Source organism: Microbispora hainanensis (assembly GCF_036186745.1).
In the GTDB taxonomy this organism is placed as follows: domain Bacteria; phylum Actinomycetota; class Actinomycetes; order Streptosporangiales; family Streptosporangiaceae; genus Microbispora.
In genome coordinates this window covers 5,098,893-5,124,404 of sequence record NZ_CP108086.1, presented here as the reverse complement: position 1 = coordinate 5,124,404, position 25,512 = coordinate 5,098,893, and the positions used below count along the sequence as shown (strand labels likewise).

Here is a 25,512-nt window from a genome sequence, read left to right as displayed (position 1 = left end):
GAAGGACCACATGAGATCGCATAGCAGGCGGATCGCCTCGATGACGGCCGTGCTCGCGGTGGGCGCGCTCGCCCTCGCCGGCTGCGCCAAGGGCGGGGGCGGCGCGGCACCCCAGGGCGCTGCGGGCACCTCGCAGAAGCCGCTGGAGAACAAGGCCGTCAGCGCCATCTCGGTCGGCACCGCGGCCGACTCCACCGGCCCCGCCCCCGAGGTTCCGGGCGCCAAGTCCGGCGGCACGGTCTACATGATCGACCGGGACGACTTCAGCCACCTGGACCCGGGCCGCGTCTACGTGAACTACAACTCCTCGGTGTCCCACCTGTTCACCCGCCAGCTCACCGCGTACAAGCACGACGACTCGGGCAACATCAAGCTCGTCGGCGACCTGGCGACCGACACCGGCACCACCACCGACAACGGCAAGACGTGGAAGTTCACGCTCAAGGACGGCCTGAAGTGGGAGGACGGCTCGCCGATCACCTCCGCTGACATCAAGTACAGCTTCGAGCGCCTGTTCGCCGACTTCATCACCGAGGGCCCGGACTACGCCGAGACGTGGCTGGTCCCGGACCCGAAGAAGCCGTTCCGCGACCAGTACAAGGGCCCGTACGACGGCAAGGAGCTCGACACGATCGAGACTCCGGACGACAAGACGGTGGTCTTCCACCTCAACGGGGAACACCCGGACTTCAACTTCACCGTGGCCATGACCGGCTACGGCGCCGTGCCCAAGGCGCACGACACGAAGCAGAAGTACGACAAGCAGCCGTTCTCCTCGGGTCCGTACAAGATCGTGAGCCACATCACGGACAAGTCGCTGGACCTGGAGCGCAACCCGAACTGGGACCCGAAGACCGACCCCATCCGGCACGCGTACCCGGACAAGTTCCACATGGAGTTCGGCCTGCAGGCGCAGCAGACCACCGAGCGCTTCATGGCCGACACCGGCACCGACAAGCAGGCGTTCACCTTCCACAACCCGGTCGCCCCCGAGCGGGTCCAGGAGGTGCTGGGCAACCCCGAGCTGATGAAGCGGTCGCTGCAGGGCCTGACGCCGTTCACGACCTTCTACAACATCAACACCAAGCGGATCACCGACGTCAACGTCCGCAAGGCCATCATCACGGCCTGGCCGTCCAAGCAGATCCAGCAGCTCGAGGGCGGCGAGATCGCGGCCGGCAAGATCGCCACGACGGTCATGAGCCCGACGGTCCTCGGCTACGAGCAGTTCGACCTGTACAACAAGCTCGCCAAGCCCGAGGGCGACCCCGAGGCGGCCAAGGCGCTGCTCGCCAAGTCGGGCACCCCGAACCCGACCGTCGTCTACGCCTACAACCAGACGCCGGTCCAGGAGAAGGTCACCGTCGCCATCAAGGAGGCGCTGACCAAGGCCGGCTTCAACGTGGTGGCCAAGCCCCTCAACCCGACGACGTACTACGACGCCATCGGCCCGGTGGACAACAAGTACGACATCTACTGGGGCGGCTGGGCGGCCGACTGGCCGACCGGATCGACCGCGATCCAGCCGCAGTACGACGGCCGGCTGATCTCCGACAACCAGCCGAACTACACGCACCTCAACGTGCCGGAGATCAACGACGCCATCGACAAGGCCAACGCGATCAGCGACCCGGTCGAGGCCGGCAAGGCGTGGGCCGCGATCGACCGGCAGATCATGGACCAGGCCGCGATCGTCCCCGAGTTCTACCAGACCTACTTCGGTCTGTACGGCTCGGGCCTCGGCGGGGTCAAGTTCGACCCGATCGAGGGTGAGCAGTCGGCCCTCGACATCTACGTGAAGTAGCAGCAACCAGGGTCCGCCGCCCCTTCGCCGGGGCGGCGGGCCCCAGGCCCGTCCCGCCCGCAGGAGCAAGTGCGAGACCATGACCAGCTATCTGGTACGCCGCGTCGCCGGCGCCCTCGTGATCCTGATGATCATCAGCGCGATCACGTTCTACCTCTTCTACGCCGTCCCGCGTGACCCTGCCCGGGCGTTCTGCGGCAAGATCTGCCAGCCCGAGACACTGGCGCTGATCCGGCACAACCTGGGCATGGACGAGCCGCTCTTCGTGCAGTACTGGCACTGGCTGGCGGGCATCTTCACCGGCCGCGAGTTCGTCCAGTTCGGCGAGTGCCCGGCGCCCTGCCTCGGCTACTCCTTCGCCACCCAGGAGCCCGTCTTCGGCGCCATCGTCGACCGCTTCCCGGTGACGCTGTCGCTCACCCTGGGCGCGTCGGTGGTCATCCTGGCGTTCGGCATCATGACCGGCATGATCGCGGCCTGGAAGGTCGGGCAGCCGCTCGACAAGATCGCGAGCGCCTCGTCGGTCGTCGGAGCCTCGCTCCAGATCTACTTCGTCGGGCCGCTGCTGGCGTTCTACCTCGTGGACACCCTGCAGCTGATCCCCCGCCCGTCGTACGTGCCGATCACCGAGAACCCGTTGGACTGGTTCACCCACCTGCTGCTGCCGTGGGTGGTGTTGTCGATCATCTTCACCGCCAACTACACCCGCATGACCCGTTCGCAGATGGTCGAGCAGCTCACCGAGGACTACGTCCGTACGGCCCGCGCCAAGGGCATGTCGAACAAGGCGGTCTTCTTCCGCTTCGCCTGGCGCGGCGCGATGATCCCCATCGTCACGATCTTCGGTGTCGACCTCGCAACGCTCCTGGGCGGCGCGATCATCACCGAGCAGACGTTCAGCCTCCACGGCATCGGCGAGCTCGCCGTACGCGCCGTGCAGAACACCGACCTGCCGATGCTGCTCGGCGTGACCATCGTGGGCGCGGCGGCGATCGTCCTGCTGAACATCGTGGTGGACGTGCTCTACGCGTTCATCGACCCGCGGGTCCGCCTGACCTGAGCCCGCCCTACCAACGCCCTACCAAGTCGAACCGGGAACTGGAGCAGCAAGTGACCACCGTGTCGTGGAGCAGCGAGCCGGGGACCTCGCGCGGCCCCGGGCCGTTCCTGTCCGTCCGCGACCTGAGCGTCGAGTTCAGCACCGAGGACGGCATCGTGCACGCCGTCGACGGCCTGTCCTTCGATCTGGAGAAGGGCACCACGCTCGGCATCGTCGGCGAGTCCGGATCGGGCAAGTCGGTGACCAACCTCGCCATCCTCGGCCTGCACGACCCCGCACACACGAAGATCAGCGGGGAGATCTGGCTGGAGGACCAGGAGCTGATCTCGGCGGACCGCACCACGATGGAGCAGCTCCGCGGCAACCGCGTCGCGATGATCTTCCAGGACCCGCTGACCGCGCTGTCGCCGTTCCACACGATCGGCCGGCAGATCGGCGAGGTCTACCGCAAGCACAAGGGCGCGAGCAAGAAGGAGGCCCGCGACCGGGCCATCGAGATGCTCCGCCGGGTGGGCATCCCGCAGCCGGAGCGTCGCGTGGACAGCTACCCGCACGAGTTCTCCGGCGGCATGCGCCAGCGCGCGATGATCGCGATGGCGCTGGTGTGCGACCCCGACCTGCTCATCGCCGACGAGCCGACGACCGCGCTCGACGTGACCGTGCAGGCGCAGATCCTCGACCTGCTCAAGGAACTCCAGCAGCAGTTCGGCACCGCGATCATCCTGATCACCCACGACCTCGGCGTGGTGGCCGGCACCGCCGACAACGTCATGGTCATGTACGCCGGGCGGGCAGCCGAGCGCGGCACCGTCCGCGAGGTGCTGCGCGAGCCGCAGCACCCCTACACGTGGGGCCTGTTGTCGTCGATGCCGCGCCTGAACGCGCCCGTCGACGTCCCGCTGATGCCGGTGCGCGGCACTCCCCCGAGCCTGCTGAACCCGCCGTCCGGCTGCCCCTTCCACCCGCGCTGCGACTACACGAAGCTCGCCGGGCCGGAGCTGTGCTTCGGCCAGCGGCCGTCGATCTCCCCGGAGACCGGGCACGGCGACGCCTGCTACCTCACGCTGGAGCAGAAGAGGGAGCTCCGCACCGCGAAGACCGAGGACCACGCATGAACGAGACGCTGCTGGAGCTCAAGGACCTGGTCAAGCACTTCCCCGTGCGGGGCGGTGCGCTGATCAAGCGCCAGGTGGGGGCCGTCCACGCCGTGGACGGCATCGACCTCACGGTCGGCGAGGGCGAGACCGTCGGCCTGGTGGGCGAGTCGGGCTGCGGCAAGTCCACCAGCGGCCGCCTGGCGGCGCGCCTCCTCGAACCCACCTCCGGCAAGATCCTCTATCGGGGCCAGGACATCAGCCACCACTCGCGCCGGCAGCTCAAGCCGATCCGGTCCGAGATCCAGATGATCTTCCAGGATCCCTACAGCTCGCTCAACCCGCGCCACACCGTCGGCACGATCATCCGCGGGCCGATGGAGGTCAACGACATCAACCCGCCCGGCGGGCGCAAGAAGCGGGTCCAGGAACTGCTGGAGATCGTCGGCCTCAACCCCGAGCACTACAACCGCTTCCCGCACGAGTTCTCCGGCGGCCAGCGGCAGCGCATCGGGATCGCCCGGGCCCTGGCGCTCGACCCCAAGCTCATCATCGCCGACGAGCCGGTCTCGGCACTGGACGTCTCCATCCAGGCCCAGGTGGTCAACCTGCTGCAGCAACTGCAGCGCGACCTCGGCATCGCGTTCCTGTTCATCGCGCACGACCTCGCGATCGTCCGGCACTTCTCGCAGCGCGTCGCCGTCATGTACCTCGGCAAGATCGTCGAGGTGGGCGACCGCGAGTCGATCTACGAGCGGCCCCGGCATCCGTACACGCACGCCCTGCTGTCGGCCGTGCCGGAGCCGGACGTGTCGAGCGAGCCGCGCGAGCGCATCCGCCTGGCCGGCGACGTCCCGTCGCCGATCAACCCGCCGTCCGGCTGCCGGTTCCGCACGCGCTGCTGGAAGGCCCAGGACAAGTGCGCCACCGAGGTGCCGCCCCTGGTCAGGCTCAGCGGCAACCGCGAGGGTCACCTGACCGCCTGCCACTTCCCCGAGGCGCCCACCACGCAGGGCGAGGACGTGGTCCTCGACCCCGCCCTCGCCTGACGCTTCCCGGCACGCGCGACGGGCGCGGCCCCCTCGGGGGTCGCGCCCGTCGTCGTTTCGTCCGATGTACGCCCGCTGCCCTGCCGTACGGATGCGGCACCGGCGGCGTGGCCCGGTGGTCGGCGCCGCTGTCCCCCGGGGACGCCCGAAGCGGTGACGGCCACCGCCGTCAGCCGCCCTGCGGCGCAGGATTCCGGCCCCGGAGGCGCCGACGCGCAGGTGCCTGCCGTGTGCTCGGCGACGGGCCGGGCGGGGCCGTTCAGGCGGGCGGGGCCGTTCAGGCGGGCGGGGGCGTTCAGGCGGGCGGGGCGGCCCGTTCGGCGAGGCTCCTGAGCTCCTGGACGGCGCGGGCGGGGTCGTCGGAGCCGTAGACGGCGTTGCCCGCCACGAAGACGTCGGCCCCGGCCTCGGCACAGCGCTCGATCGTCTCCGCGGAGACACCGCCGTCGACCTGGAGCCACACCTCGCCGCCGTACTTGTCGATCAGCGCCCGGGCCCGCGACAGCTTCGGCAGCACGATGTCGAGGAAGCGCTGCCCGCCGAAGCCCGGCTCGACGGTCATGACGAGCATCATGTCGATCTCGGGCAGCAGGTCCTCGTACCCCTCGACGGCGGTCGCCGGGTTCAACGCCAGACCTGCCCTGGCCCCGGCGGCGCGGATCGCCCGCAGCGTGCGCACGGCGGCCTTGGCCGCCTCGGCGTGGATCGTCACACTGGCCGCGCCCGCCTCCGCGTAGTCCGGCGCCCATCGATCCGGGTCCTGGATCATGAGGTGGCAGTCGATCGGCGTCGAGGTGGTCTTCAGCAGCGACTCGACGACCGGCAGGCCGAGCGTCAGGTTCGGCACGAAGTGATAGTCCATGACGTCGACGTGGAGCCAGTCGGCGACGTCCTTGACGCGTGCGGCCTCGTCGGCGAGGCGGGCGAAGTCCGCGGACAGGATGCTGGGCGAGATCTGAACGGCCATAGTGCCTGCAGTCTATTTCGCCGGGACCTCCGTCCCGCTCCTTCCCCCGGCAACCCCGGCGACCCCGACGACCCCGACGACCCCGACGACCCCGACGGCCCCGACGACCCCGACGACCCCGACGGCCCCGTCGTCCCCGATGGCAGGGCGCGGGTGCCCGCTCAGGCTTCGGCGGCGAGCTGCCGCCGATGCGCGGGCGGGCCGGTGGAGTCGCCGCTCCGCCGATAGTCGGTGAGGTCGCGCAGGCGCCGGATCGGTGAGGCCAGCAGCACCAGCGGAATGCAGACGGCCGGGACGACGAAGATCAGCAACGTGATCCGGCCGCCGAGCATCCCGGCGACCGCTCCGGCGACCAGGCCTCCGACCGGGATCGCGCCCCAGGAGACGAAGCGCACCGTGGCCATCACCCGGGACAGCAGGCCGGGCGGGCTGGCGATCTGCCGATAGGTGCGGGTCACCACGCTGAACGTCACGATGCCGGCGGCGAACACCACGTTGCCCACGGCGAAGGCGGCGAAGCCCGGCCAGCCGGCGCCGAGGGGAATGACGAGCGCCCCGGCGACCGCGGCGAAGCCGGCGACGATCAGGGCCCGGGCGGTGCCGAGCCTGGCCGTGACCCGGTTCGTCAGGGCCGCGCCGATCAGCGAGCCGACGCCGTCCGCCGCCAGCAGCAGGCCGACGAGGCCGGGCGCGGCGTGCAGCTCGCGTACGAGATACAACGCGTAGAGCGCCTGCTGTGCCCCGCAGACCGCGTTGGCCGCGGTGGCGGCCCACATGCACGGGCCCATGACCGGGTGGCGCGCGACGAAACGCCAGCCTTCGCCGATCATCTCGCGCATCGGCGGCCAGCGGTCGGGGGCCTGTGCGCGGCGTTCCGGCAGGGTCCGCAGCAGCAGGGCCGAGACGAGGTAGCCGGCCGCGTCGACGAGGAGGGTGGGCACCGCCCCGAGCACCTGGACGACGATGCCGCCCGCCGACGGCCCGCCGAGCTGGGTGGCGGCATGGGTGCCCGACGTCAGGCTGTTGCGCGACTGCAACTGCTCCCTGCTCACGATCGACGGCAGAAAGGTCGAGTTGGCGACGTCGAAGACGACGTTCGCGAAGCTCGTCACGAGGGCCACGATCACGAGCTGGGCGACCGTCAGCCGGTCGGACCACCAGGCCAGCGGGATGGAGACGATCGCCGCCGCACGGGCCAGGTCGGCGCCGACCTGCACCCGTCGCATGGGGAGCCGCTGCACCACCACCCCGGCGGGCAGGCCGATCACGATCCAGGCGACGTAACCGGCGGCGGCGATCAGGCCCATCTCGAACGCGGAGGCGTCGAGCACCGTCAGGGCCGTCAGCGGCAGCGCCACCGCGCCGACCGCCGAGCCGACCGCGCTGACCGTGCCGGCCGTCCACCACCGCCAGAAGACGGCCGCCCCGCCTCCGCTGTCCATTCCCATCCCCGCGCCTCTCCTCAGTCAGTTCCAATCTGAAACGCACTATACTGGAGCGCGTGAAGCGCGCGGATCTACCCGACTCCGACTGCGGTATCGCGCAGGCCCTCGGCGTGATCGGCGACTGGTGGACGTTCCTGATCGTTCGCGACATCGCGGGCGGCATCACCCGCTTCGACGGTCTTCAGCGTGAGCTCGGCGTCAGCCGCCGGGCGCTGGCCGAACGCCTGGCCGGGCTCGTCGACCACGGGGTGCTGGAGAAGCGGCCCTATTCCGAGCACCCGCCGCGTTACGACTACGTGCTGACCGCGAAGGGCGAGGGCCTGCTGCCGGCGCTCATCGCACTGCAGGACTGGGGCACCAGGCATGTGATGGGCGACGGGGCGCTGACCGCGACCAGCGAGGACGGGTCCGCCGAAAGCCGCCGCGTGCACGATCTGGTCGGCCGGAAGGTGCCGGACGTCGTGCTGGATCGCCACGACGGCGAGCCGGTCACGCCCGTCGCGCCGGGCGTCTGGACCGTGCTGTTCTTCTTCCCCGGTGCCTTCGCCCCGGGCACCCAGGGCTACCCGCCCGGCTGGACCGACATCCCGGGGACGAAGGGATGCACCCTGGAGGCGCTCACCTACGCGTCACGGCATGCCGGCTTCGAGGCGGCAGGCGCCGCGGTCCGGGGCGTGAGCACGCAGCGGCCCGACCAGCTGGCCGCCTTCGTCGAGCATGCGACGTTGCCCTATCCCCTGCTGTCCGACCAGGACAGCAGGCTCGCCGCAGGGCTGCTGCTGCCGACCTTCCGGACGGCCGGCGTCGACCGCTTCAAGCGCCTCACGCTGCTGGCCGACCCCGGCGGGATCATCCGGGCGGTGCAGTTCCCGATCAACGATCCGGCCGGTTCCGTGGACGAGATGCTCGCCCTCGTCCGCGATCGATGACATCCACCGCCGCCCGCAATCAGCCGCGCGTACGCGGGCCGATGACTGCGGCCCGCGCGCCGGCCGCCTGACGCGCGCCTGCGCTTCACCGTCGCCCGGGAGACGCCCGGCTCCGCGGGTGGTCTCCTCCGCGGGTGGTCTCTGTGGGTGGTCTCCTCTGTGGGCGGTTGCGGCTGTGGGCGGTTCGGCTGTGGGCCGTTGCGGCGGGACCGTCAGGTGCGGCGCAGCAGCGCGAGGAACATCGCGTCCGTGCCGTGCCGGTGCGGCCAGAACTGCGCGTACGGGCCGTCGCCGAGACCGGGCACCTCCGGCAGGAACGCGCGGGCGTCCAGCACCTCCACGCGGTCGCGCACGTCCTCCACCATCGCGCGGGTCTCGGCCAGGTGCGGCGAGCAGGTGACGTACGCAACGACACCGCCCGGCCGGACGGCCTCCAGCGCCGAGCCGAGCAGCCGCCGCTGCAGCGCGGTCAGCTCGGGGATGCTCCGGGGGTCGCGCCGCCAGCGGGCCTCCGGACGCCTGCGCAGGGCGCCGAGCCCGGTGCAGGGGGCGTCGAGCATCACCCGGTCGAACACGCCCGGCCGCCAGGCGGGCCGGGTGCCGTCCGCCGTGATCACCTTCGCCTCGCGGGTGGTGCCCCACACCAGCCGAGCCCGGTGATACTGCACGTCGGCGCCGAGCAGCCGGGCGCCGCGCTGGGCCGCCACCGCGTCGAGCAGCCCGGCCTTGCCGCCCGGGCCCGCGCACATGTCCAGCCAGGTGAAGTCCTGGTCGAGCGGCACACGGGTCAGCGCGAGCGCCACGAGCTGGCTGGCCTCGTCCTGCACCGCGGCCCGCGCCTCCCCCACCGCGGGAAGCGAGCCCGGGTCGCCCTCCGGCAGATAGGCGGCGTACGGCGAGTAGGCGGCCCGCTCGGCGCCCGCCGCGACCAGCTCGTCCACCGTGGCCCGGCCCGGCCGCGCCACCAGCGCCACGCGGGGCCGCTCGTTGTCGGCCTCCAGCAGCGCGGCCGTCTCGTCCACGTCGCCGCCGACCGCGTCGCGCAGGGCGGTGACGATCCAGCGCGGGTGGCTGTAGGCGATCGCCAGGTTGCCGATCGGGTCCTGGTCACGCGGCGGTGCGACGATCTCCAGCCACTGCTCCAGCGTGCGGCCCGCGACCTTGCGCAGCACGGCGTTGGCGTAGCGGGACGGGCCCGGCCCGACACGCAGCCGCACGAGGTCGATGGTCGCGCTGACCGCCGCGTGGGGCGGGATCCGGGTGCGCAGAAGCTGGTGGACGCCGAGCCGCACCGCGTCGAGCAGCGGCGGGTCCACCTCCTCCGGCGGCCGGTCGCTGCACGCGGCGATGACCTCGTCGTAGGTCCCCAGGCCGCGCAGCGTGCCGTACGCCAGCTCGGTGGCGAGGGCCGCGTCACGGCCGGTGATCCGCCGCTGCCGCAGCAGGGTCGGCATGAGCAGGTTGGCGTACGCGTCGCGCTCGTCGACGGCCCGCATCAGGTCGTAGGCGGCGTTGCGCGCCTCGTCGCGGGGCGGGCGTCCGCGGCCCTGCCTCGGCTGCCCGGCCTTCGCCGCGTGCGCGGCCTGCCCGCCGCGTCCCGGCCTGCCGCCGCGTCCCGGGCGGGCCTGTCCTGAGTCGCCTCCCGGGCCGCCGCCCTGGCCGCTCCCCTGGCCACGCCGTGCGCCGCCGCCCTGCCCTCTGCCCTGCTTCACGGTGTCACCCTCGACCCTGCCACAACCACTGCCACGACCACTGCCACGACCACTGCCACGACCCTGTTCACCCTGAGATGCCGCCGCTCTTACTCCGCCCTCCGCGGCCCTGTCATCTTCGGCGCTGTCACCTTAGACACCGCCCCGTTCGATGGAGGCACGTGCGGCGCTACCGCCCTCGGTCCTGTCCCTCACCGATCCGCCGGCCCTAGTTCCGCCGGCCCTAGTTCCGCCGGCCCGGTCGGCCAGCCCTGGTTCCGGCCACCGGGACGGTTCCGGCTCGGCGGCGGATTCCACTGCCTGCCGGGCGTCTCCCGGAACGATGCCGGGGCCGTGGCGGGCGGGGCCGTTCAGACCAGGGTCTCACCATCCGCGAACCGGACGCCGCGCCCCCATTCGGCCGCGGTCATCTGGCGCTTGCCCTGCGGCTGCACCTCGCCGAGCTCCACCGGGTGGGTGCCGGTCCCGACGAGGACGGACTTCCGCGTGGCCGCGATCTCGCCGGGGGCGAGCTTGCCCGCGTCGGGCGCGAGCCGCACCGGCCCGATCTTGACCCGCTGGCCGCGGAACTCGGCCCACGCGCCGGGAGCCGGAGTGCAGGCCCGCACCAGCCGGTCGACCCGCATCGCGGGCGCGGTCCAGTCGATCCTGGCGTCCTCGACCGTGATCTTCGGGGCCAGGCTGACGCCGTCCGCGGGCTGCGGGCGCGCCTCCAGCGTGCCGTCCTCTACCCCGTCGAGCGTGGCGAGCAGCAGCCCCGCGCCGGCGTCCGCGAGCCGGGCCAGCAGTGCCCCGCTCGTGTCGCCGGGCCGGATCCGCTCGGTGAGCACGCCGAACACCGGCCCCGCGTCCAGCTCCTTCACGATGCGGAAGGTCGAGGCGCCGGTGACGTCGTCGCCGTGCAGCACGGCGTGCTGCACGGGCGCCGCGCCGCGCCAGGCGGGCAGCACGGAGAAGTGCAGGTTGATCCACCCCTGCGGGGGGATGTCGAGCGCCGCCTGCGGCAGCAGGGCGCCGTACGCGACCACGGGGCAGCAGTCGGGGCCGATCGCCCTCAGCCGGTCGAGGAACTCCGGGTCTCCGGCCTTCGCCGGCTTGAGCACCTCGATCCCCGACTCCTCGGCGAGCTGCGCCACCGGGCTGGGATGCACCTTGCGGCCACGGCCGGACTGCGCATCGGGCCGGGTCACCACGGCCGCCACCTCGTGACGGGGCGAGTCCAGCAGGGCGCGCAGCGACGGGAGCGCGGTGTCGGGCGTGCCGGCGAAGACCAGGCGCACTACAGGGCCCTTCCCTGCGTGGCGTGCGGCGAGACCTTCACCACCGGCGCCGACAGGCCGCTCCACTCGGCCTCGCGGATCGCCTTCATCGCGAGCTTGCGCTGCTTGGGGTCGAGGCGGTCGATGAACAGCACGCCGTCGAGGTGGTCGGTCTCGTGCTGGAAGCAGCGCGCCATGAGGTCGGTGCCCTCGATCGTCACCGGCTCGCCGTGCATGTTATAGCCCTTGGCCACCGCTCTGATCGCGCGGGGCGTCGGGAAGGTCAGGCCGGGGAAGGACAGGCAGCCCTCCTCGCCCTCCTCGTCGATCTCGCCGCCGAGGTCGAGATCGGGGTTGATGAGGTGCCCGAGCTGCTCGTCGACGTAGTAGGTGAACACGCGCAGGCCGACGCCGATCTGCGGCGCGGCCAGGCCGGCGCCCGGCGCGTCCATCATGGTGTCGGTCAGGTCCTTGACGAGCTTGCGCAGTTCCTTGTCGAAGTCGACCACCGGCTCGGCAGGGGTGCGCAGCACCGGGTCGCCGAACAGGCGGATCGGCTGAATGGCCAAGGGTTGACTCCGTTCACGTCACGTACACGAGGAGGATCACCCCAGTCTACGGGCGCGAACGCACCTTCATCGCCGTCTTCCTGGCGGTCTTCGCGATCAGCGGGTCGGGGTGGTGCCTGCCGAGCATCTCCAGCACCGCGAGAGCGTCGGGGTGGTCGACCCGGCCCATCTGGGGCACCAGCGTCAGCAGGTCCTCCCCGAGGAGGTCGAAGTGGGCCACCGAGTCGACCGGGGCGCCGATGTAGAGCAGGGCGGCGAGGGTGTCCACCGCCACCCAGGCCCCGTCGCCCTCGCCGAGAGCCGGCGCCTCCAGATCGCGTACGCCCAGCCAGGCGGCGGCGTAGCGCCACATCATCGGCTCGTCCAGGGCCTCCCGTACGGCCTGCGCGGCCTCCGGGCCCAGCTCCTCCAGCACGGTCCCTGCGGTGCCGCGCTGGGCGGCGTTGCCCGACGCGGCGATCTTGATGAGCTCGCGCGCCGCGTCCTCGGGCACCCGGCGCTCCAGCCACAGCGTGGCGGCGCTGGCGGAGGCCCGGCCGGTCAGCATGGCGTCGATGAGGTCGGCGGCGCCCAGCTCGGCGAGCGCGGCCACCTCGCCGAGCGACGGCGCGTCGTGGCCCTCCCTGAGCAGGTCGCGGCGCACGGCCCACACGCCCGGCTGGGTGAGCCGGACGAGCTCCCCGGTCAGCTCGATCAGCCCGCAGTACTCCAGCAGCGCCATGGCCGCCGCCAGCTCCCCCGGCAGCGTCATCCGCAGCCGCCGCAGGTCCGCCGGCCGCGCCTCGCAGCCCACCTCGTGGGCCTGGAGGATGCCGCCGGCCAGGGCGGCGAGCGGCATGCCCTCACGCACCGAGTAGATCGTGGCGAGGATCTCGGTCAGGTGCTCGTCGATGACCGCCGACCCGGTCAGGCCCTCCTCGGTGCGGTCGAGCACGTCCATGACCACGCCGTCCCAGAACTCCATCGGGTCGGGCACGCCGGGCCCGGGGCGGGCGCCCTGCCGGGTGACCTCCACGAGGCGGCCGTTGACCGCGACCACCCACAGCAGGCGCAGCCTGGCGGCCTCCAGGCCCAGCTCGGCGACGACCGCCTCGGCCTCGGCGGGGTGCGGCAGCCCCTGCTCGGTGACCTCGCACACACCCCGGGGAGAGGCCGCGCAGCGGGCCCCGACCCACTCGGCCACGCGGCGGGCGTCCCGCACGAGCGGGACCTCCCGAACCGCGAGGACGAGCTGCTCGTCGGGGGCGATGTCGACCGGCGGAAAGGTGAGCACGTCGCTGTCGGCCATTCCAGCAACTTACTGCACAGCAGTCACCTGATGCCCCGCGAACGAGCCTTGAAAGCCGCTTTCCGGGCGGCTTTGGCGGCGGCCTGGTCCGTCAGCGTGCTGCCGAGCAGTTCGAGAACCTCGACCACGTCGGGGTGATCCACCCGCCACATGTCCTCGATCAGATGGGCGGGCGGCCCCGAGGCGGCGATGTTCTCCGCGAAGCCCTCCGGGTCCGCCTCGGCGGCGGGCAGCGCGAGCGCGAGCATGTCGACGCTCACCCACAGGACCTCCTCGGGGGTGAGCGCGGGCGCGTCCAGGCCCCGCGAGGAGAGCCAGTGGATGGCGTGCGGGCGCAGCTCGGCGTCGTCCAGGTAGGACCGCACGACCGGCGCCGCCTCGACGCCCAGCCGGTCGACGATGGTCACGGCGACCCCGCGCACCTCCGCCGGGGCGCCGGCCACGGCGGCGAGCAGCTCCGCCGCCGCCTGCTCCGGGGTGCGCCGCGACAGCCACTCGGCGATGTCCCGCTCGGCCGCCTCGTCGGTCGTGCCGTCGCCGATCAGCCCGGCGATCAGCCCGCTCGCGTCGCCCTCGGCCGGGGCGGGCGCGAGCGGCGCGTCCAGGCCCATGCCTGCGTACAGCTCCCGCAGGCCCCACAGGGCGTGCGCGGTCAGGGCCAGGCCGTCCTCGGTGCGCTGGACCGTTCCCGCGTACACCAGCGTGGCCAGCGCCTCGTCGAGCCGCCCGACGGGCCGACCCGCGGCCACCTCGCGCAGGTAGTCGGCGAGCGCGTCCACCGGGACGGGCGACTGCAGCCGATAGAGCAGGTCGTGGATCTGGGACATCCCCTCGTCCACGACCGCCTCCCCGGTCAGCGGCACGGTCCTCTCCACGAGGAACTCCAGCGCCGACCGCCACAAATCGAGCAGCTCGTCCTCGCCGCGCGCGTCCAGCTCGCGGAAGTCCTCCGCGACCACGACGGCCGTGCCGTCGAGCCGGGCCAGGCCCAGATCGAGCGCGAGCCGCCACGCCGGCTCCGGGCACTCGACGCCGAGCTCGGCCGTGCACGCCCGCGCGTCCCTGACCCGCATGGACCGGCGCTTGGTCACCGTGCGGCCGCCGTCCGCCAGCCAGGTCACCACCCGGTGGGCGTCGCGCAGCAGCGGCACCTCGCGTACGGCCCGCGCCACCTCCTCGCGCGGCGCGAGCCGTACGGGCGGCAGGGGCGCGCAGCCGGGGCAGTCGCACTCGCCGCCGTCGGCCGCCTCCTCCGCCCGCGCGGACTGGGCCGCGTCGAGCTCCAGGTCGTCGGGTCCGATGGCGCTGAACAGGCTCTTGGCCATGCCGAACTTGGACGTGTCGGCCAGCGCCTGCGGCATCTCGGGCTCGATGCGGTCGATGGTCTCCCGCATCCGGACGGCCGTCTTGCTGCCGATCTCGCCCGTGTCCAGCAGGAACTCGACCAGTGTCCGCGCCGCGGCGACCGTCTCCGGCGCGCTCTCCGGCGGCGCGATGACCTTGCGCGGATAGATCTCCAGCAGGAGCTCCTCGAAGGTGCCCGGCCGGAAATCGCCCAGTTCGTTCACCTCCAGGTAGTCGCTGGCGTAGTCGCACAGCAGACGTACCTCGTCGACGTCGACCTCGACGTTCCGCTCGCGCCCCCAGGCACGCAGGCCGTCGATGGCCCGGTTCACCCATTCGATCGACACAGAGGCACGCTAACGGCTCCCTTAGTGCGAGGCGAATCGGTCAGATGAGGTCGAGCGGATCAATGTTCACACGGACCACGTCCGGAGCCTTGCGCGCGGAGCGCACACCGGAGGCCCCCTTGAGCGCCCGGGCCAGCGCGGACCCGAGATAGCGCGGCACCCGGACCATCGCCCGCTCCAGCCCGCCGTCCACCGGCACCGGCCCCAGCACCTGCGCTCCGGGAGGCAGCCCGGCGGACGTCAGCGTCGCCCTGACCGCCGCTGCCGGGCCGGTCAGCGTCGCCATCCGGACGGCCGGGGGAAAACCCAGCTCGGCCCGCTCGTCGAGCTCGCGTTCCGCGAAGGTGACGGGATCCCAGCGCAGCAGGGCCTGTACGGCGGGCACCCCGGCGTCGGCCAGGACGACCAGCTCCCCCGCCGGACGCAGCAGGGCGGCGGCGTTCATCCAGCGTCGCAGCGCCTCCTCGGCCGCGCGCAGGTCGGGACGGCCCAGCAGCGCCCATCCGTCGAGCAGCACGGCCGCCGCGTAGCCGCCGTCCGGCACGGGCTCGGCCCCGGGCGTCGCCACGACCAGCGCGGGGGCGCCGCTCACCGTCGCGAGCACGCCGTCGCGCCCGCTGGTGCGCACGGCCACCGAGGGAAAGGCCCGGCCCAGCTCCTCGGCGGTGCGGCGGGCGCCCACGATGACGGCCCGCACACCCGTCCCGCCGCAGGACGGGCAGCGCCAGTCGCCCGCGATCCGGCCGCACCAGCGGCAGTAGGGCACGGCGTGCCCGCCGCGCAGCGCGAGCGGACCCGAGCACACCGGTCCGGTGGCCGCGGGCTCCGCCGGCACCGGGTCCACGAGCGGCCTCGCCCTGCCGCCCGCCCTGCCGCTCTCCTGGCCGGTCCCCCCGGGGACCACGGGCCGATGGACGCCCGATCCGCGCCCGGCGGCCGTCGCGGCGCGGCCCCGCGTGTCGCCGCCGAGCGCCGGCGCGCCTCCCAGGGCGGCGTCCGGTGCCGCCGCCGGGCGCACCTGCGGCAGGCCCGAGCAGCGGGCGGGGGCACGGCAGTGACGGCACGCCAGCGCGGGCAGATAGCCCCTGCGCGGCACCTGGACGAGCACAGGGCCGTGCTCCAGGCCCTCGCGCAGCGCCCGCCAGGCGATGCTGGGCAGGCGGGCCGCCCTGGCCGCCTGGTCGCGGGCCAGCTCCGCGTCGTCGCCCGCCGGGCGCACCCGGGGCGCCCGGGCCCGGACCGCCCCCCGGTCCGGCACCAGCGGCGCGGCCCAGCCCCTCTCGACGAGCGCCGTTGCCTCGGCCGTGCGCGCGTAGCCGCCGACGAGCAGGCCCGCCCCCGCCTGATGCGCTCGCAGGGCGAGCACCTCCCGCGCGTGCGGATAGGGCGCGTGGCGCTCGGCGTGCAGGTCGTCGCCGTCGTCCCAGACGACCGCCAGCCCCAGGCGGGCCACCGGCGCGTACGCCGCGGGGCGGTTGCCCACCACGATGCCGATCTCGCCGCGCAGCGCCTTGAGCCAGCGCCGGTAGCGCTCCGCGGGCCCGAGGTCCGCCGTGATCGCCACATGCGGAGTCTCTCCCAGGGCCGCGGTCACCAGCGCGACGTCCTTGCCGTCGGGCACCACCACGACGACGCCCCGGCCGCCGTCCAGCGTCGCCCGCGCGGCGGCCGCGATGGCGCGCGGCCACGCCGGCCCGTCCGCATCCGTGCCGGGCAGGGCCGTCCACACGGCGCGTGGAGCCCTGCCCTCGGCCAGCGCCTCAAGGAAGCTGGCGCCTGCCGGGTAGGCCCTCCAGGCGTCCCCATACGCCCGCGCCGCCCGCCGCCCCGCCTCCCCGCGTGGCCCGGTCTCCTGCGGCGCGGTCTCATCCGGCACAGCCGGGGATGCCCCCTTGCCGTGCGCGGCCTCGGGTGGCGCGCCTTCGTGTGGGGCGGGCTCGCCTCGCACCGCCTCGGGTCGCGTGGCTTCGGGTGGCGTGGTCTCGCCGTGGACCGCCGCCGCGTGCGCCGCGTCTTCGGGGGCCACCCCCCGCCCCGGTCCCGCACCCTCGGATGGCGTGGTCTCGCCGTGGACCGCCGCCGCGTGCGCCGCGTCTTCGGGGGCCACCCCCCGCCCCGGTCCCGCACCCTCGGATGGCGTGGTCTCGCCGTGGACCCTCGCCGCGTGCGCCGCGTCTTGGGGGGGCGCTTCCGGCTCCTCTCCCGCGCCCTCGGCGGGGTGCGAAGGAGGGCCGTCGTCCACGGTCGCGCGTACGGGCTCGGGGGCGGGCTCGGGGGCGGGCTCCGGGGCGGGCTCGGGGGCGGGCTCCGGGGCGGGCGGGGGAACGTCGCCGTCACCGGAGGACGCCGCCCGGCGGGCGGGGGTTCTCGCCTCGCCCTCGACCCGGGCGTGCCGGGGCGGAACGGCCAGGCGCAGGACGTCCGACATGGTCCCGGCATAACGGTCGGCCACGGCGCGGGCCAGCCGCGCGATGTCGGGAGTGAGGACGGGCTCCGGGGAGATCACCCGTTCGAGGAAGGACAGCCGGCCCTCGTGCTCGCTCTCGGGGAGCCGTTCGAGCAGGTAGCCGTCGGCGAGCTGCCCGGCGAAGCGGACGCGCACCCGGCAGCCGGGCACCGCCTCGGCGTCCATCGTGGTGGGGACCAGGTAGTCGAAGGGGCGGTCGAGGTGCGGCAGCGGCGTGTCCACCACGACCCTGGCGACCGGAAGGTTCTGGGCCGCCTCACGCGCGCCCTTGGACGCGCCCGCGCGCGCCCGCCCCGCGCCCCGTGCTGTCGCGCCCTGCCCCCTCGCCGCCGCGCCCTGCCCCCTCGCCGCCGCGCCCTGCTCTCTCGCCGCCGCGCCCTGGCCCCGCACGGCCGTGCCCCGGCCTGTCGCGCCTTCACCCCGCGCGTCCTGCCCCGGCGCAGCAGCTCCCTGCCCCTGCCCCTGCCCCTGCGCGGCGGCGCCCCGCGCCCGCTCGGCGGGCCGCCGTACGGCGGCCGGGGGCGCCGGAAGGAGCGCCTCCTGAGGATGCGGGGCGCGGGTCGGCTCGGTCACGTCTACGTCCTACCAGACCCGGCGAGCCGCAATCGCACGTACGCCCACCGCCTGTGGACATCCACATGCCCGGCGGGCATGCCAGGGCGGCGCCCGCCGTCAGAGGCGGGCGCCGCCCGGAGTGCGTGCCGTCAGGCGGGGGTCACAGACCCGCGGCCGTACGCAGGGCGTCGGCCCGGTCGGTGGACTCCCAGGAGAAGCCCTCTCGGCCGAAGTGGCCGTACGCGGCGGTCTCGGAGTAGATCGGGCGCAGCAGGTCGAGGTCCCGGATGATCGCGGCGGGGCGCAGGTCGAAGACCTGGAGCACCGCGTCCTGGATCACGTTGACCGGCGCCTTCTCGGTGCCGAACGTCTCGATGAACAGGCCGACCGGCTGGGCCTTGCCGATGGCGTAGGCGACCTGGACCTCGCAGCGGTCGGCCAGGCCGGCCGCGACGACGTTCTTGGCGACCCAGCGCATGGCGTACGCGGCCGAGCGGTCGACCTTGGACGGGTCCTTGCCGGAGAAGGCGCCGCCGCCGTGGCGGGCCATGCCGCCGTAGGTGTCGATGATGATCTTGCGGCCGGTGAGGCCGGCGTCGCCCATCGGGCCGCCGATCTCGAAGCGGCCGGTCGGGTTGACCAGCAGGCGGTAGCCCTCGGTCTCGATCTCCAGGTCGGCCAGCACGGGCTCGACCACGTGCTCGCGGATGTCGGGGGTCAGCATCTCCCGCAGGTCGATCTCCGGAGCGTGCTGGGTGGAGACGACGACGGTGTCGAGGCGGACCGGGCGGTCGCCGTCGTACTCGATCGTGACCTGGGTCTTGCCGTCGGGACGCAGGTAGGGAACCGTGCCGTTCTTGCGCACCTCGGACAGGCGGCGGGCCATCCGGTGCGCGAGCTGGATCGGCAGCGGCATCAGCTCGGGGGTCTCACGGCAGGCGTAGCCGAACATCAGGCCCTGGTCGCCCGCGCCCTGACGGTCGAAGTCGTCGGAGCCCTCGCCCTCGCGGTGCTCGTAGGCGTCGTCCACGCCCTGCGCGATGTCCGGCGACTGCGCGCCGATGGACACCGACACGCCACAGGAGGCGCCGTCGAAGCCCTTGTGGGAGGCGTCGTAACCGATCTCGAGGATCTTCTCGCGGATCAGGGCGGGGATGTCGACGTAGGTCTCCGTCGTCACCTCACCGGCGACGTGGACCTGGCCAGTGGTGATCAGCGTCTCGACGGCGACCCGGCTCTTGGGGTCGTCCTTGAGCATGGCGTCGAGAATCGCGTCACTGATCTGGTCGGCGATCTTGTCCGGGTGGCCCTCGGTGACCGACTCGGAGGTGAACAGGCGACGGGACAACTCAGGGCTCCTCATGCAGCGGCTGCTGACGTCCATGAGTGACCGGCGGTAGAGCCTCGCCCCACCGCGGTCACTCGATGCTCACGCGAGTCTAGCCCTAGGCGCTGCGGAGCCGCGAAGCCATCCGGTTTCGGGTCGCCGGGATGATGGACCGAAAGCGGGCCCGGCGCGCCCGCGTACGGCGTGTCAGAGATCGGGCAGAGGGTCTCTGGGCAGGTCACCGGGTGTGAACGCCTCCGCGTCGGCCGCCGCGACCACGGCGGCGTACTCGTCGTCGACCTCCAGTGTCATGCCGCCGATTTCGATGCGGGGGCCCGACCCGAACTCGATCGGCCCGAGACGGGTGCGGCGGGGGTAACGCGCCCACACCCCCGACGGCTCGTCCCTGCTGAACATCTTGGTGGACAGCAGGGTGATCGACCGGTCCGTCACCACGACGAGGAAACCGATCGTGGCAGGGGGCGGCACGGCCACCGCGGGGAACACGTAGCGGATGTCCTCTCCGGGGCCGAGCATCGCCCGGCAGCGCTCCCTGATCGTGGCGGACACCGGCATGGCGATCGCTCCCTCGACGCACGCTGTGGGGGCTGGGGCGGGCGCCCGCGCCGGCACCACGCGAAGATCAGGCGAGACGCTGCGCCACCAAATCCCACACTACGTCGGCGAGATCCTCTTTGGGACCCCTCGGAATGTCCACGGACCCGCCCTCCGCCGTGAGGACGACCGCCGCGTTGTCCGGCGTGCCGAACGCGAGGTTCTCCCCGACCTGGTTCACCACGAGCAGGTCGCAGCCCTTGCGCTCCAGCTTGGCTCTGCCGTTGGCCAGGACGTCGTCGGTCTCCGCCGCGAATCCCACGATCACCCGGGGATACGGCCCATCGGCCCCGGCGTCCCGTGTGGCACCGGCCCTGGCCTCCCCCACAGCGCCCGGCCCGACGGCCTCGGCGTCCTGCGCGGCGCCCAGGCCGTCACCGGTCTCCCGCGCGCCACCCGCCCCATCGGCCGTCCGCGCGGCGCCCAGGCCGTCGCGGGTCTCCCGCGCAGCGTCCGGGCCGTCGCCGATCGCGGGTCCGCCGCCCACGGCGGCGTACGCCTCTCGCTTGGCCCGGCGGATCTCCCCCAGCTCGGCCAGGATGTCCGGATTTTTCGCCAGATGGATTGGATCAGGCTCGGCGGACGACTTCTTGATCTTCGTGTCGCTCTGCCGTACGGGCCGGAAGTCGGCGACCGCGGCGGCCATCACGACCGCGTCGGCGTGCTCGGCCGCCGCCAGGACCGCGTCGCGCAACTGCCGCGCCGACTCGACCCGGACGACCTTCGCGCCCGCGGGATCGGGCAGCGTCACGTTCGCCGCGACGAGCGTGACCTCCGCGCCCCGGGCGACGGCCGTACGGGCGAGGGCGTATCCCTGCAGCCCGGAAGACCGGTTGCCGATGAAGCGCACGGGGTCGATCGCCTCGCGGGTGCCTCCGGCCGAGACGACGACGTGCCGGCCGGCCAGGTCCTCGCGCCGCCCGGCCAGCACCCGCCGGCACACCTCGAAGATCTCGGCGGGGTCGGGCAGCCGCCCGGGGCCGGTGTCGGCGCCGGTGAGCCTGCCGACGGCGGGCTCGATCACGATCGCGCCGCGCTCGCGCAGCGTCGCCACGTTCGCCCGCGTGGCCGGGTGCTCCCACATCTCGGTGTGCATCGCGGGCGCGAACACCACCGGGCACCGCGCCGTGAGCAGCGTGTTGGTGAGCAGGTCGTTGGCCAGCCCGTGCGCGGCGCGCGCCAGCACGTCCGCCGTCGCCGGGGCGACGACCACCAGGTCGGCGGACTGCCCGATGCGCACGTGCGGCACCTCGTGCACCGACTCCCACACCTCGGTGGTCACCGGATTGCCCGACAACGCGGCCCAGGTCGGCTCGCCGACGAACCGCAGAGCGTCACGGGTCGGCACGACGCGCACGTCGTGCCCCGACTCGGTGAACAGGCGGAGCAGCTCGCAGGACTTGTAGACCGCGATGCCGGCGCTCACGCCCAGCACGACAGACGTCATGACGGAGGCGGTGCTCAGCCCTCGATGGGCTCAGAGGTGAGCAGGCCCTCGGAGACCTCGCGCAGCGCGATCGACAGCGGCTTCTCCTGGGCGTGGGTCTCCACGAGGGGCCCCACGTACTCCAGCAGGCCCTCGCCGAGCTGCGAGTAGTAGGCGTTGATCTGGCGCGCCCGCTTCGCACCCATGATCACGAGGCTGTACTTGCTGTCGACGATGTCGAGAAGCGCGTCGATCGACGGGTTGGTGATGCCTTCCGCGTAGGCGGAGCTGCTTGCCACGTCAGTGATTCCCCTAGCTAGGTGAGTTTCCCATCAAGGTTATCAGCCGGTGGCACACATCCTTGACGGACGTGTTGACGATCGTGAGATCGAACTCCTTCTCCGCCGCCAGCTCGATCCGGGCCATCTCCAGGCGCCGGGCGATCACGTCGGGAGGCTCGGTGCCGCGGCCGCGCAGCCGCCGCTCCAGCTCCTCCCAGCTCGGCGGGGCGAGGAACACCAGCAGGGCATCGGGCATCGTCTTGCGCACCTGCCTGGCGCCCTGCAGGTCGATCTCCAGCAGGGTGGGGACCCCTGCCGCCAGCTTCTCCAGCACCGGCCCTCTGGGCGTGCCGTAGCGGTTGCCGGCGAACTCGGCCCACTCCAGAAGCTCACCGGAGGCGACGAGCCGGTCGAACTCGTCGTTGTCGGCGAAGAAGTACTCCACGCCGTGCTGCTCCCCCGGCCGGGGCTTCCGGGTTGTCACCGAGACCGACAGCCACACCTCTGGGTGGGACCGCCGGAGCTCGGCGACGACCGTGGACTTCCCCACACCCGACGGACCGGACAGGACCGTCAGGCGCGGGCGGGGCTTGGAGTCACCGCCGTGTGCCCTGGACCCGCTGGTCGCGACTGCCTCGTGGGCCCGATCTCCAGCGGACCGGGACATGTCGGTCACTCCGTACCCCCGTGAAACTCGCTCGTACGCCGCCGAGATCAGCTCTCGGCGCCGCCGAACTCGCGCTCCAGGGAGGCGCGCTGGTTGGCGCCGAGACCCCGCACGCGGCGGGATTCGGCGATACCAAGGCGCTCCATGAGCTGCTTGGCGCGGACCTTGCCGACGCCAGGGAGCGACTCCAGCAGAGCCGAGACCTTCATCTTGCCGATGACGTCGTCGGTCTGCCCATCCTTCAGCACCTCAGCCAGCGAAACCGCGCCGTGCTTGAGCCGGTTCTTGACCTCGGCACGCTCCTTGCGTGCCTTGGCAGCCTTCTCAAGAGCTGCGGCGCGCTGCTCGGGGGTCAGGGGAGGAAGAGCCACGCCGGGTCACCTCGAATTTCTTGTCGATGTACTCGGACGGGAGGGGAAACTAGCTGGTCTTGGCCGTAACGGCAACGTCAAGGGCGGTTTCTCGGACTACAAAATTGATTTTACTACTTTTGGTATTGGAAAAGTCACTCTTCGTAGATCAAAACCGCCTCAGCAGGCCCTAAGCAGGATGACGCAAGGTGACGGCGCCCGAGGCCGGCGAACGCCCGATCAGGCGCTCACGCGACGCAGCGCGGCGGCGATCCCGGCGGCCGCCGCACCCGGGTCCGGCGCCCCGGTGATGGGCCGTCCGATCACCAGAAGATCGGCTCCCTGGGCGATCGCGTGCTCCGGCGTGGCCACCCGCGCCTGGTCCTGGGTGTCGGCGCCGGCGGGCCGCACGCCCGGAGTGATCAATGTCACGTCCGGGCCGACCTCCGCGCGTACGGCGGCGACCTCCCTGGGCGAGCAGACGAGGGCCTGGGCGCCCGCCCCGACGGCCACGGCGGCCATGCGGCGCGCGATGTCGGTAGGGGGTCCCTGCATGCCGAGCTCGCCGAGATCGGCCTCGGAAAGCGACGTCAGGAGCGTCACGGCCGCGATCTGGATGTTGGGGGCCGCCTCGACGGCCGCCTTGACCATCGCGTGGCCCCCCGCGGCGTGCACGGTGAGGTACGTCGGCTTGAGCCGGGCGACCGCCCGGGCGGCGGCGCCCACGGTGTTGGGGATGTCGTGCAGCTTGAGGTCCAGGAAGACCTGCACGCCGCTCGCGCCGCGCACCGAGGCGATCACGTCGGGGCCGTGGCGCAGGTAGAGCTCCAGCCCCACCTTCACCGTCGAAACGTGCGGGGTGACCAGGCCGGCCCAGCGGGCCGCGGTCTCCATGTCGGGCGCGTCCAGGGCGACGGCGATGGGAGCGGGCGTGGTCAAAGCGAACTCTCCTCGAGGTCTGTGCGTGTTCGTGGTTGCGCGCCCGCCGGGCGGTGGGCCAGGCCCACGGCGTCGGCGAGCCGGTCGAACCCGCGCTCCTGCAGAAGCTCCTCAAGCTCCCTCAGGACGCGTGGGCAGGCGTAGGGGTCATGGAACAGCGCCGTGCCCACAGCGACGGCGCAGGCGCCCGCCAGGACGAGCTCAAGGGCGTCCCTGCCGGTCGTCACGCCGCCCATGCCGATGATGGGCACTCCCGGCAGCGCCGCGTGCACCTGCCACACGCAGCGCACCGCCAGGGGCCGTACGGCGGGGCCGGACAGGCCGCCGGTGCCGGCCGCGAGCGATGGGCGCATCGTGTCCACGTCGATGCTCATCCCCACCGGGGTGTTGATCATGGCGAGGGCGTCGGCGCCGCCGTCCACGCACGCGCGGGCGACCGCGACGATGTCCGCCACGTCCGGGGACAGCTTGGCGATCACCGGCACCTCGTACGGCGTGGCCGCGCGCACCGAGGCCACGACCTCCGCCGCGGCGGCCCCGTCGCGGGCGAACACCCTGCCGCGGTCCTCGACGTTCGGGCACGACAGGTTGATCTCCACGGCGGTGATGCCCTCGACGCCGGCCAGGCGCCGTGCCAGCGCGGTGTACTCGGTCACGGTGCCGCCGCCGATCGACACGACCGTGCGGGCTCCGCGCTCGGCCAGCCAGGGCAGCTCGCGCTCCAGGAACGCCTCGACTCCCGGGCCCTGCAGGCCCACGGCGTTGAGCAGCCCCGAGGGCGTCTCGGCCATCCGCGGCGTCGGCCGTCCCGCGCGCGGGGCCATGGTGATCGACCGGGTGACGAAGGCGCCCAGCCGGTGGACGTCGGAGAACTGGGCCAGCTCGCGGCCCGTCCCGCCGCAGCCCGAGGCGGTCAGCACGGGGTTGGGCAGCTCCACATGGGCCAGGTAGGTCCGCAGGTCGGCGGTCACGGCCGCCTCCCCCGCCCCGGCTCAGGCATGCCGTCCGCCGGGCGCGCCGAGCGCGTCGAACGGGATCGTCCCGACGTCGTCGAACCGCACCCGCTCGCCCCGGAACACCGGCCCCTCGGTGCAGGCGCGGACCATGCGGGTCACGCCGTCGTCGCCGATGACCGGCACCACGCACGTCATGCAGACCCCGATGCCGCAGGCCATGGACTCCTCCACGGCCACCTGCACGGGGATGCCGAACTCGGCGGCGACCGCCGTGACGCCGCGCAGCGTCGCCATCGGCCCGCACGCGTAGACCGCGTCGGCCCGCGCGTCGGCGATCACGCCGGGCAGCACGTCGGTCACCGTGCCGCGCATGCCGAGCGAGCCGTCCTCGGTCGTCAGCGTGGTCGTCTCGCCCATCCTGCGGGCCCGCAGCGCCCCGAAGACCCGGTCGGCCGACGGCGCCCCCAGCACGAAGTCGATGCGGCAGCCCCGCTGCTGCAGCGCGTCCGCCAGCGCGAACAGCGGCGCCGCGCCGTGCTCGTCGCCGACCAGTACGCAGGTGCAGGGGTCGCGGGGCAGGGGGAACGGACGGCCGAGCGGGCCGACCAGGTCGAGCGTGTCGCGCGCCCGGAGGTCGGCGAGCCAGGCCGTCCCGGCACCGCGCACGCCGAAGACGAGCTCCACCGTGCCACCGTAGTCCGGCTTCACGTCGTGGATCGTGAAGGCCCGCCGGGTGAGCATCGAGGAGTTGCGGCCTCCGACGGCGACCGTGACGAAGTGGCCCGGCCGGAACCGGTCGGCGATGCCCGGCGCGACGACCGTGAGCGCATGGTAGGCGTCCACGCGGCGCGTCGTCAGCACCGTGCCCGTGACCTGAACCGGACTCCCGGCCACTCCCTTCCTCCCTGCCTATGGCGCGCGCCCTGCTCATGGCGCCCGCTCCGTTCGAACGGGCGCCTGAGCCGGCTTGGTCGTGCCGGAGGCGCGCAGTGTACCCAGCCCTCGTCGCTCCGGGTCGCTCGTACCTCGCCCCCCTCGCTCCTCAGTCCAGATTGCCAGCGC

22 protein-coding genes are annotated in these 25,512 nt (G+C 73.0%); 5 read left to right on the top strand and 17 right to left on the bottom strand.

Going from position 1 to position 25,512, the window contains the following annotated elements; translation table 11 throughout:
* The first annotated feature begins 10 nt into the window (after window positions 1–10).
* The 4 genes from OHB01_RS23945 (at window position 11) to OHB01_RS23930 (ending at window position 5,007) form a co-directional block, all read left to right on the top strand.
* Window positions 11–1,804 carry an ABC transporter substrate-binding protein gene (locus OHB01_RS23945; RefSeq protein ID WP_142644982.1) on the top strand — a complete coding sequence of 598 codons (1,794 nt, stop codon included), beginning with the start codon at window positions 11–13 and terminating at the stop codon, window positions 1,802–1,804.
* 79 nt (window positions 1,805–1,883) lie between these two features.
* Entirely contained in the window at window positions 1,884–2,864 is a 981-nt protein-coding gene (locus tag OHB01_RS23940) for an ABC transporter permease (protein ID WP_142644981.1), read from the top strand.
* A 50-nt stretch (window positions 2,865–2,914) separates the two neighbouring features.
* Window positions 2,915–3,979, top strand: a complete 1,065-nt coding sequence (locus OHB01_RS23935) for an ABC transporter ATP-binding protein (protein ID WP_142644980.1) — start codon at window positions 2,915–2,917, stop codon at window positions 3,977–3,979.
* The gene (locus tag OHB01_RS23930) at window positions 3,976–5,007 is read left to right on the top strand and encodes an ABC transporter ATP-binding protein (RefSeq protein WP_142644979.1); all 1,032 of its coding nucleotides are present in this window, start codon (window positions 3,976–3,978) and stop codon (window positions 5,005–5,007) included. The genes OHB01_RS23935 and OHB01_RS23930 overlap by 4 nt, the downstream gene beginning before the upstream one ends.
* Window positions 5,008–5,302: 295 nt before the next feature.
* On the opposite strand, the gene rpe is transcribed toward OHB01_RS23930, so the two are convergent.
* Together rpe and OHB01_RS23920 are read right to left on the bottom strand one after the other, a co-directional pair.
* Window positions 5,303–5,974 (bottom strand): ribulose-phosphate 3-epimerase, encoded by a 672-nt coding sequence (gene rpe, locus OHB01_RS23925; protein WP_142644978.1) that lies wholly within the window; start codon window positions 5,972–5,974, stop codon window positions 5,303–5,305.
* A 161-nt stretch (window positions 5,975–6,135) separates the two neighbouring features.
* Window positions 6,136–7,422 (bottom strand): MFS transporter, encoded by a 1,287-nt coding sequence (locus OHB01_RS23920; protein ID WP_147942206.1) that lies wholly within the window; start codon window positions 7,420–7,422, stop codon window positions 6,136–6,138.
* A gap of 53 nt (window positions 7,423–7,475) precedes the next feature.
* Here OHB01_RS23920 and OHB01_RS23915 point away from each other — a divergent pair, with 53 nt between their 5' ends.
* On the top strand, window positions 7,476–8,348 hold the full coding sequence (locus OHB01_RS23915) for a winged helix-turn-helix transcriptional regulator (protein ID WP_142644975.1): 873 nt from the start codon (window positions 7,476–7,478) through the stop codon (window positions 8,346–8,348).
* 212 nt (window positions 8,349–8,560) lie between these two features.
* Here OHB01_RS23915 and OHB01_RS23910 read toward each other — a convergent pair whose 3' ends face one another.
* The 15 genes from OHB01_RS23910 to OHB01_RS23840 form a co-directional block, all read right to left on the bottom strand.
* Complete coding sequence (locus tag OHB01_RS23910; protein WP_419197549.1) at window positions 8,561–10,060, bottom strand: RsmB/NOP family class I SAM-dependent RNA methyltransferase; 1,500 nt, start codon at window positions 10,058–10,060, stop codon at window positions 8,561–8,563.
* A 350-nt stretch (window positions 10,061–10,410) separates the two neighbouring features.
* A complete protein-coding gene (gene fmt / locus OHB01_RS23905) occupies window positions 10,411–11,340 on the bottom strand; it encodes a methionyl-tRNA formyltransferase (protein ID WP_142644973.1) in 930 nt (309 codons plus the stop codon).
* A complete protein-coding gene (gene def, locus OHB01_RS23900; RefSeq protein ID WP_142644972.1) occupies window positions 11,340–11,888 on the bottom strand; it encodes a peptide deformylase in 549 nt (182 codons plus the stop codon). The genes fmt and def overlap by 1 nt, the downstream gene beginning before the upstream one ends.
* A 46-nt stretch (window positions 11,889–11,934) precedes the next feature.
* Window positions 11,935–13,176 (bottom strand): hypothetical protein, encoded by a 1,242-nt coding sequence (locus OHB01_RS23895; protein WP_142644971.1) that lies wholly within the window; start codon window positions 13,174–13,176, stop codon window positions 11,935–11,937.
* 23 nt (window positions 13,177–13,199) lie between these two features.
* Entirely contained in the window at window positions 13,200–14,867 is a 1,668-nt protein-coding gene (locus OHB01_RS23890; RefSeq protein ID WP_142644970.1) for a hypothetical protein, read from the bottom strand.
* A gap of 40 nt (window positions 14,868–14,907) precedes the next feature.
* On the bottom strand, window positions 14,908–17,907 hold the full coding sequence (locus OHB01_RS23885; RefSeq protein WP_328854006.1) for a primosomal protein N': 3,000 nt from the start codon (window positions 17,905–17,907) through the stop codon (window positions 14,908–14,910).
* A 142-nt stretch (window positions 17,908–18,049) separates the two neighbouring features.
* A complete protein-coding gene (gene metK / locus OHB01_RS23880) occupies window positions 18,050–19,237 on the bottom strand; it encodes a methionine adenosyltransferase (RefSeq protein ID WP_147942210.1) in 1,188 nt (395 codons plus the stop codon).
* A gap of 186 nt (window positions 19,238–19,423) precedes the next feature.
* Entirely contained in the window at window positions 19,424–19,792 is a 369-nt protein-coding gene (locus tag OHB01_RS23875) for a hypothetical protein (RefSeq protein WP_142644968.1), read from the bottom strand.
* Window positions 19,793–19,859: 67 nt separating this feature from the next.
* Window positions 19,860–21,278 carry a bifunctional phosphopantothenoylcysteine decarboxylase/phosphopantothenate--cysteine ligase CoaBC gene (gene coaBC / locus OHB01_RS23870; protein WP_142644967.1) on the bottom strand — a complete coding sequence of 473 codons (1,419 nt, stop codon included), beginning with the start codon at window positions 21,276–21,278 and terminating at the stop codon, window positions 19,860–19,862.
* A gap of 14 nt (window positions 21,279–21,292) precedes the next feature.
* Window positions 21,293–21,556 (bottom strand): DNA-directed RNA polymerase subunit omega, encoded by a 264-nt coding sequence (rpoZ, locus tag OHB01_RS23865; protein WP_030508986.1) that lies wholly within the window; start codon window positions 21,554–21,556, stop codon window positions 21,293–21,295.
* Window positions 21,557–21,569: 13 nt separating this feature from the next.
* Window positions 21,570–22,214: a guanylate kinase gene (gene gmk / locus OHB01_RS23860; RefSeq protein ID WP_260617010.1), complete on the bottom strand. Its 645-nt coding sequence runs from the start codon at window positions 22,212–22,214 to the stop codon at window positions 21,570–21,572.
* A 38-nt stretch (window positions 22,215–22,252) separates the two neighbouring features.
* Window positions 22,253–22,576 carry an integration host factor, actinobacterial type gene (mihF, locus tag OHB01_RS23855; RefSeq protein ID WP_030450375.1) on the bottom strand — a complete coding sequence of 108 codons (324 nt, stop codon included), beginning with the start codon at window positions 22,574–22,576 and terminating at the stop codon, window positions 22,253–22,255.
* A gap of 219 nt (window positions 22,577–22,795) precedes the next feature.
* Complete coding sequence (gene pyrF / locus OHB01_RS23850; RefSeq protein ID WP_142644965.1) at window positions 22,796–23,494, bottom strand: orotidine-5'-phosphate decarboxylase; 699 nt, start codon at window positions 23,492–23,494, stop codon at window positions 22,796–22,798.
* The gene (locus OHB01_RS23845) at window positions 23,491–24,465 is read right to left on the bottom strand and encodes a dihydroorotate dehydrogenase (protein WP_142644964.1); all 975 of its coding nucleotides are present in this window, start codon (window positions 24,463–24,465) and stop codon (window positions 23,491–23,493) included. Before OHB01_RS23845 ends, pyrF begins: the two co-directional genes overlap by 4 nt.
* A gap of 21 nt (window positions 24,466–24,486) precedes the next feature.
* Entirely contained in the window at window positions 24,487–25,344 is an 858-nt protein-coding gene (locus OHB01_RS23840; RefSeq protein ID WP_142644963.1) for a dihydroorotate dehydrogenase electron transfer subunit, read from the bottom strand.
* Window positions 25,345–25,512 lie beyond the last annotated feature (168 nt).

Bases quoted from the DNA above. Each gene is read 5' to 3' on its own strand.
- OHB01_RS23945 (WP_142644982.1), top strand. From the start codon at position 11: ATGAGATCGCATAGCAGGCGGATCGCCTCGATGACGGCCGTGCTCGCG.
- OHB01_RS23940 (WP_142644981.1), top strand. From the start codon at position 1,884: ATGACCAGCTATCTGGTACGCCGCGTCGCCGGCGCCCTCGTGATCCTG.
- OHB01_RS23930 (WP_142644979.1), top strand. From the start codon at position 3,976: ATGAACGAGACGCTGCTGGAGCTCAAGGACCTGGTCAAGCACTTCCCC.
- rpe (WP_142644978.1), bottom strand. From the start codon at position 5,974: ATGGCCGTTCAGATCTCGCCCAGCATCCTGTCCGCGGACTTCGCCCGC.
- OHB01_RS23920 (WP_147942206.1), bottom strand. From the start codon at position 7,422: ATGGGAATGGACAGCGGAGGCGGGGCGGCCGTCTTCTGGCGGTGGTGG.
- OHB01_RS23895 (WP_142644971.1), bottom strand. From the start codon at position 13,176: ATGGCCGACAGCGACGTGCTCACCTTTCCGCCGGTCGACATCGCCCCC.
- OHB01_RS23875 (WP_142644968.1), bottom strand. From the start codon at position 19,792: ATGCCGGTGTCCGCCACGATCAGGGAGCGCTGCCGGGCGATGCTCGGC.
- coaBC (WP_142644967.1), bottom strand. From the start codon at position 21,278: ATGACGTCTGTCGTGCTGGGCGTGAGCGCCGGCATCGCGGTCTACAAG.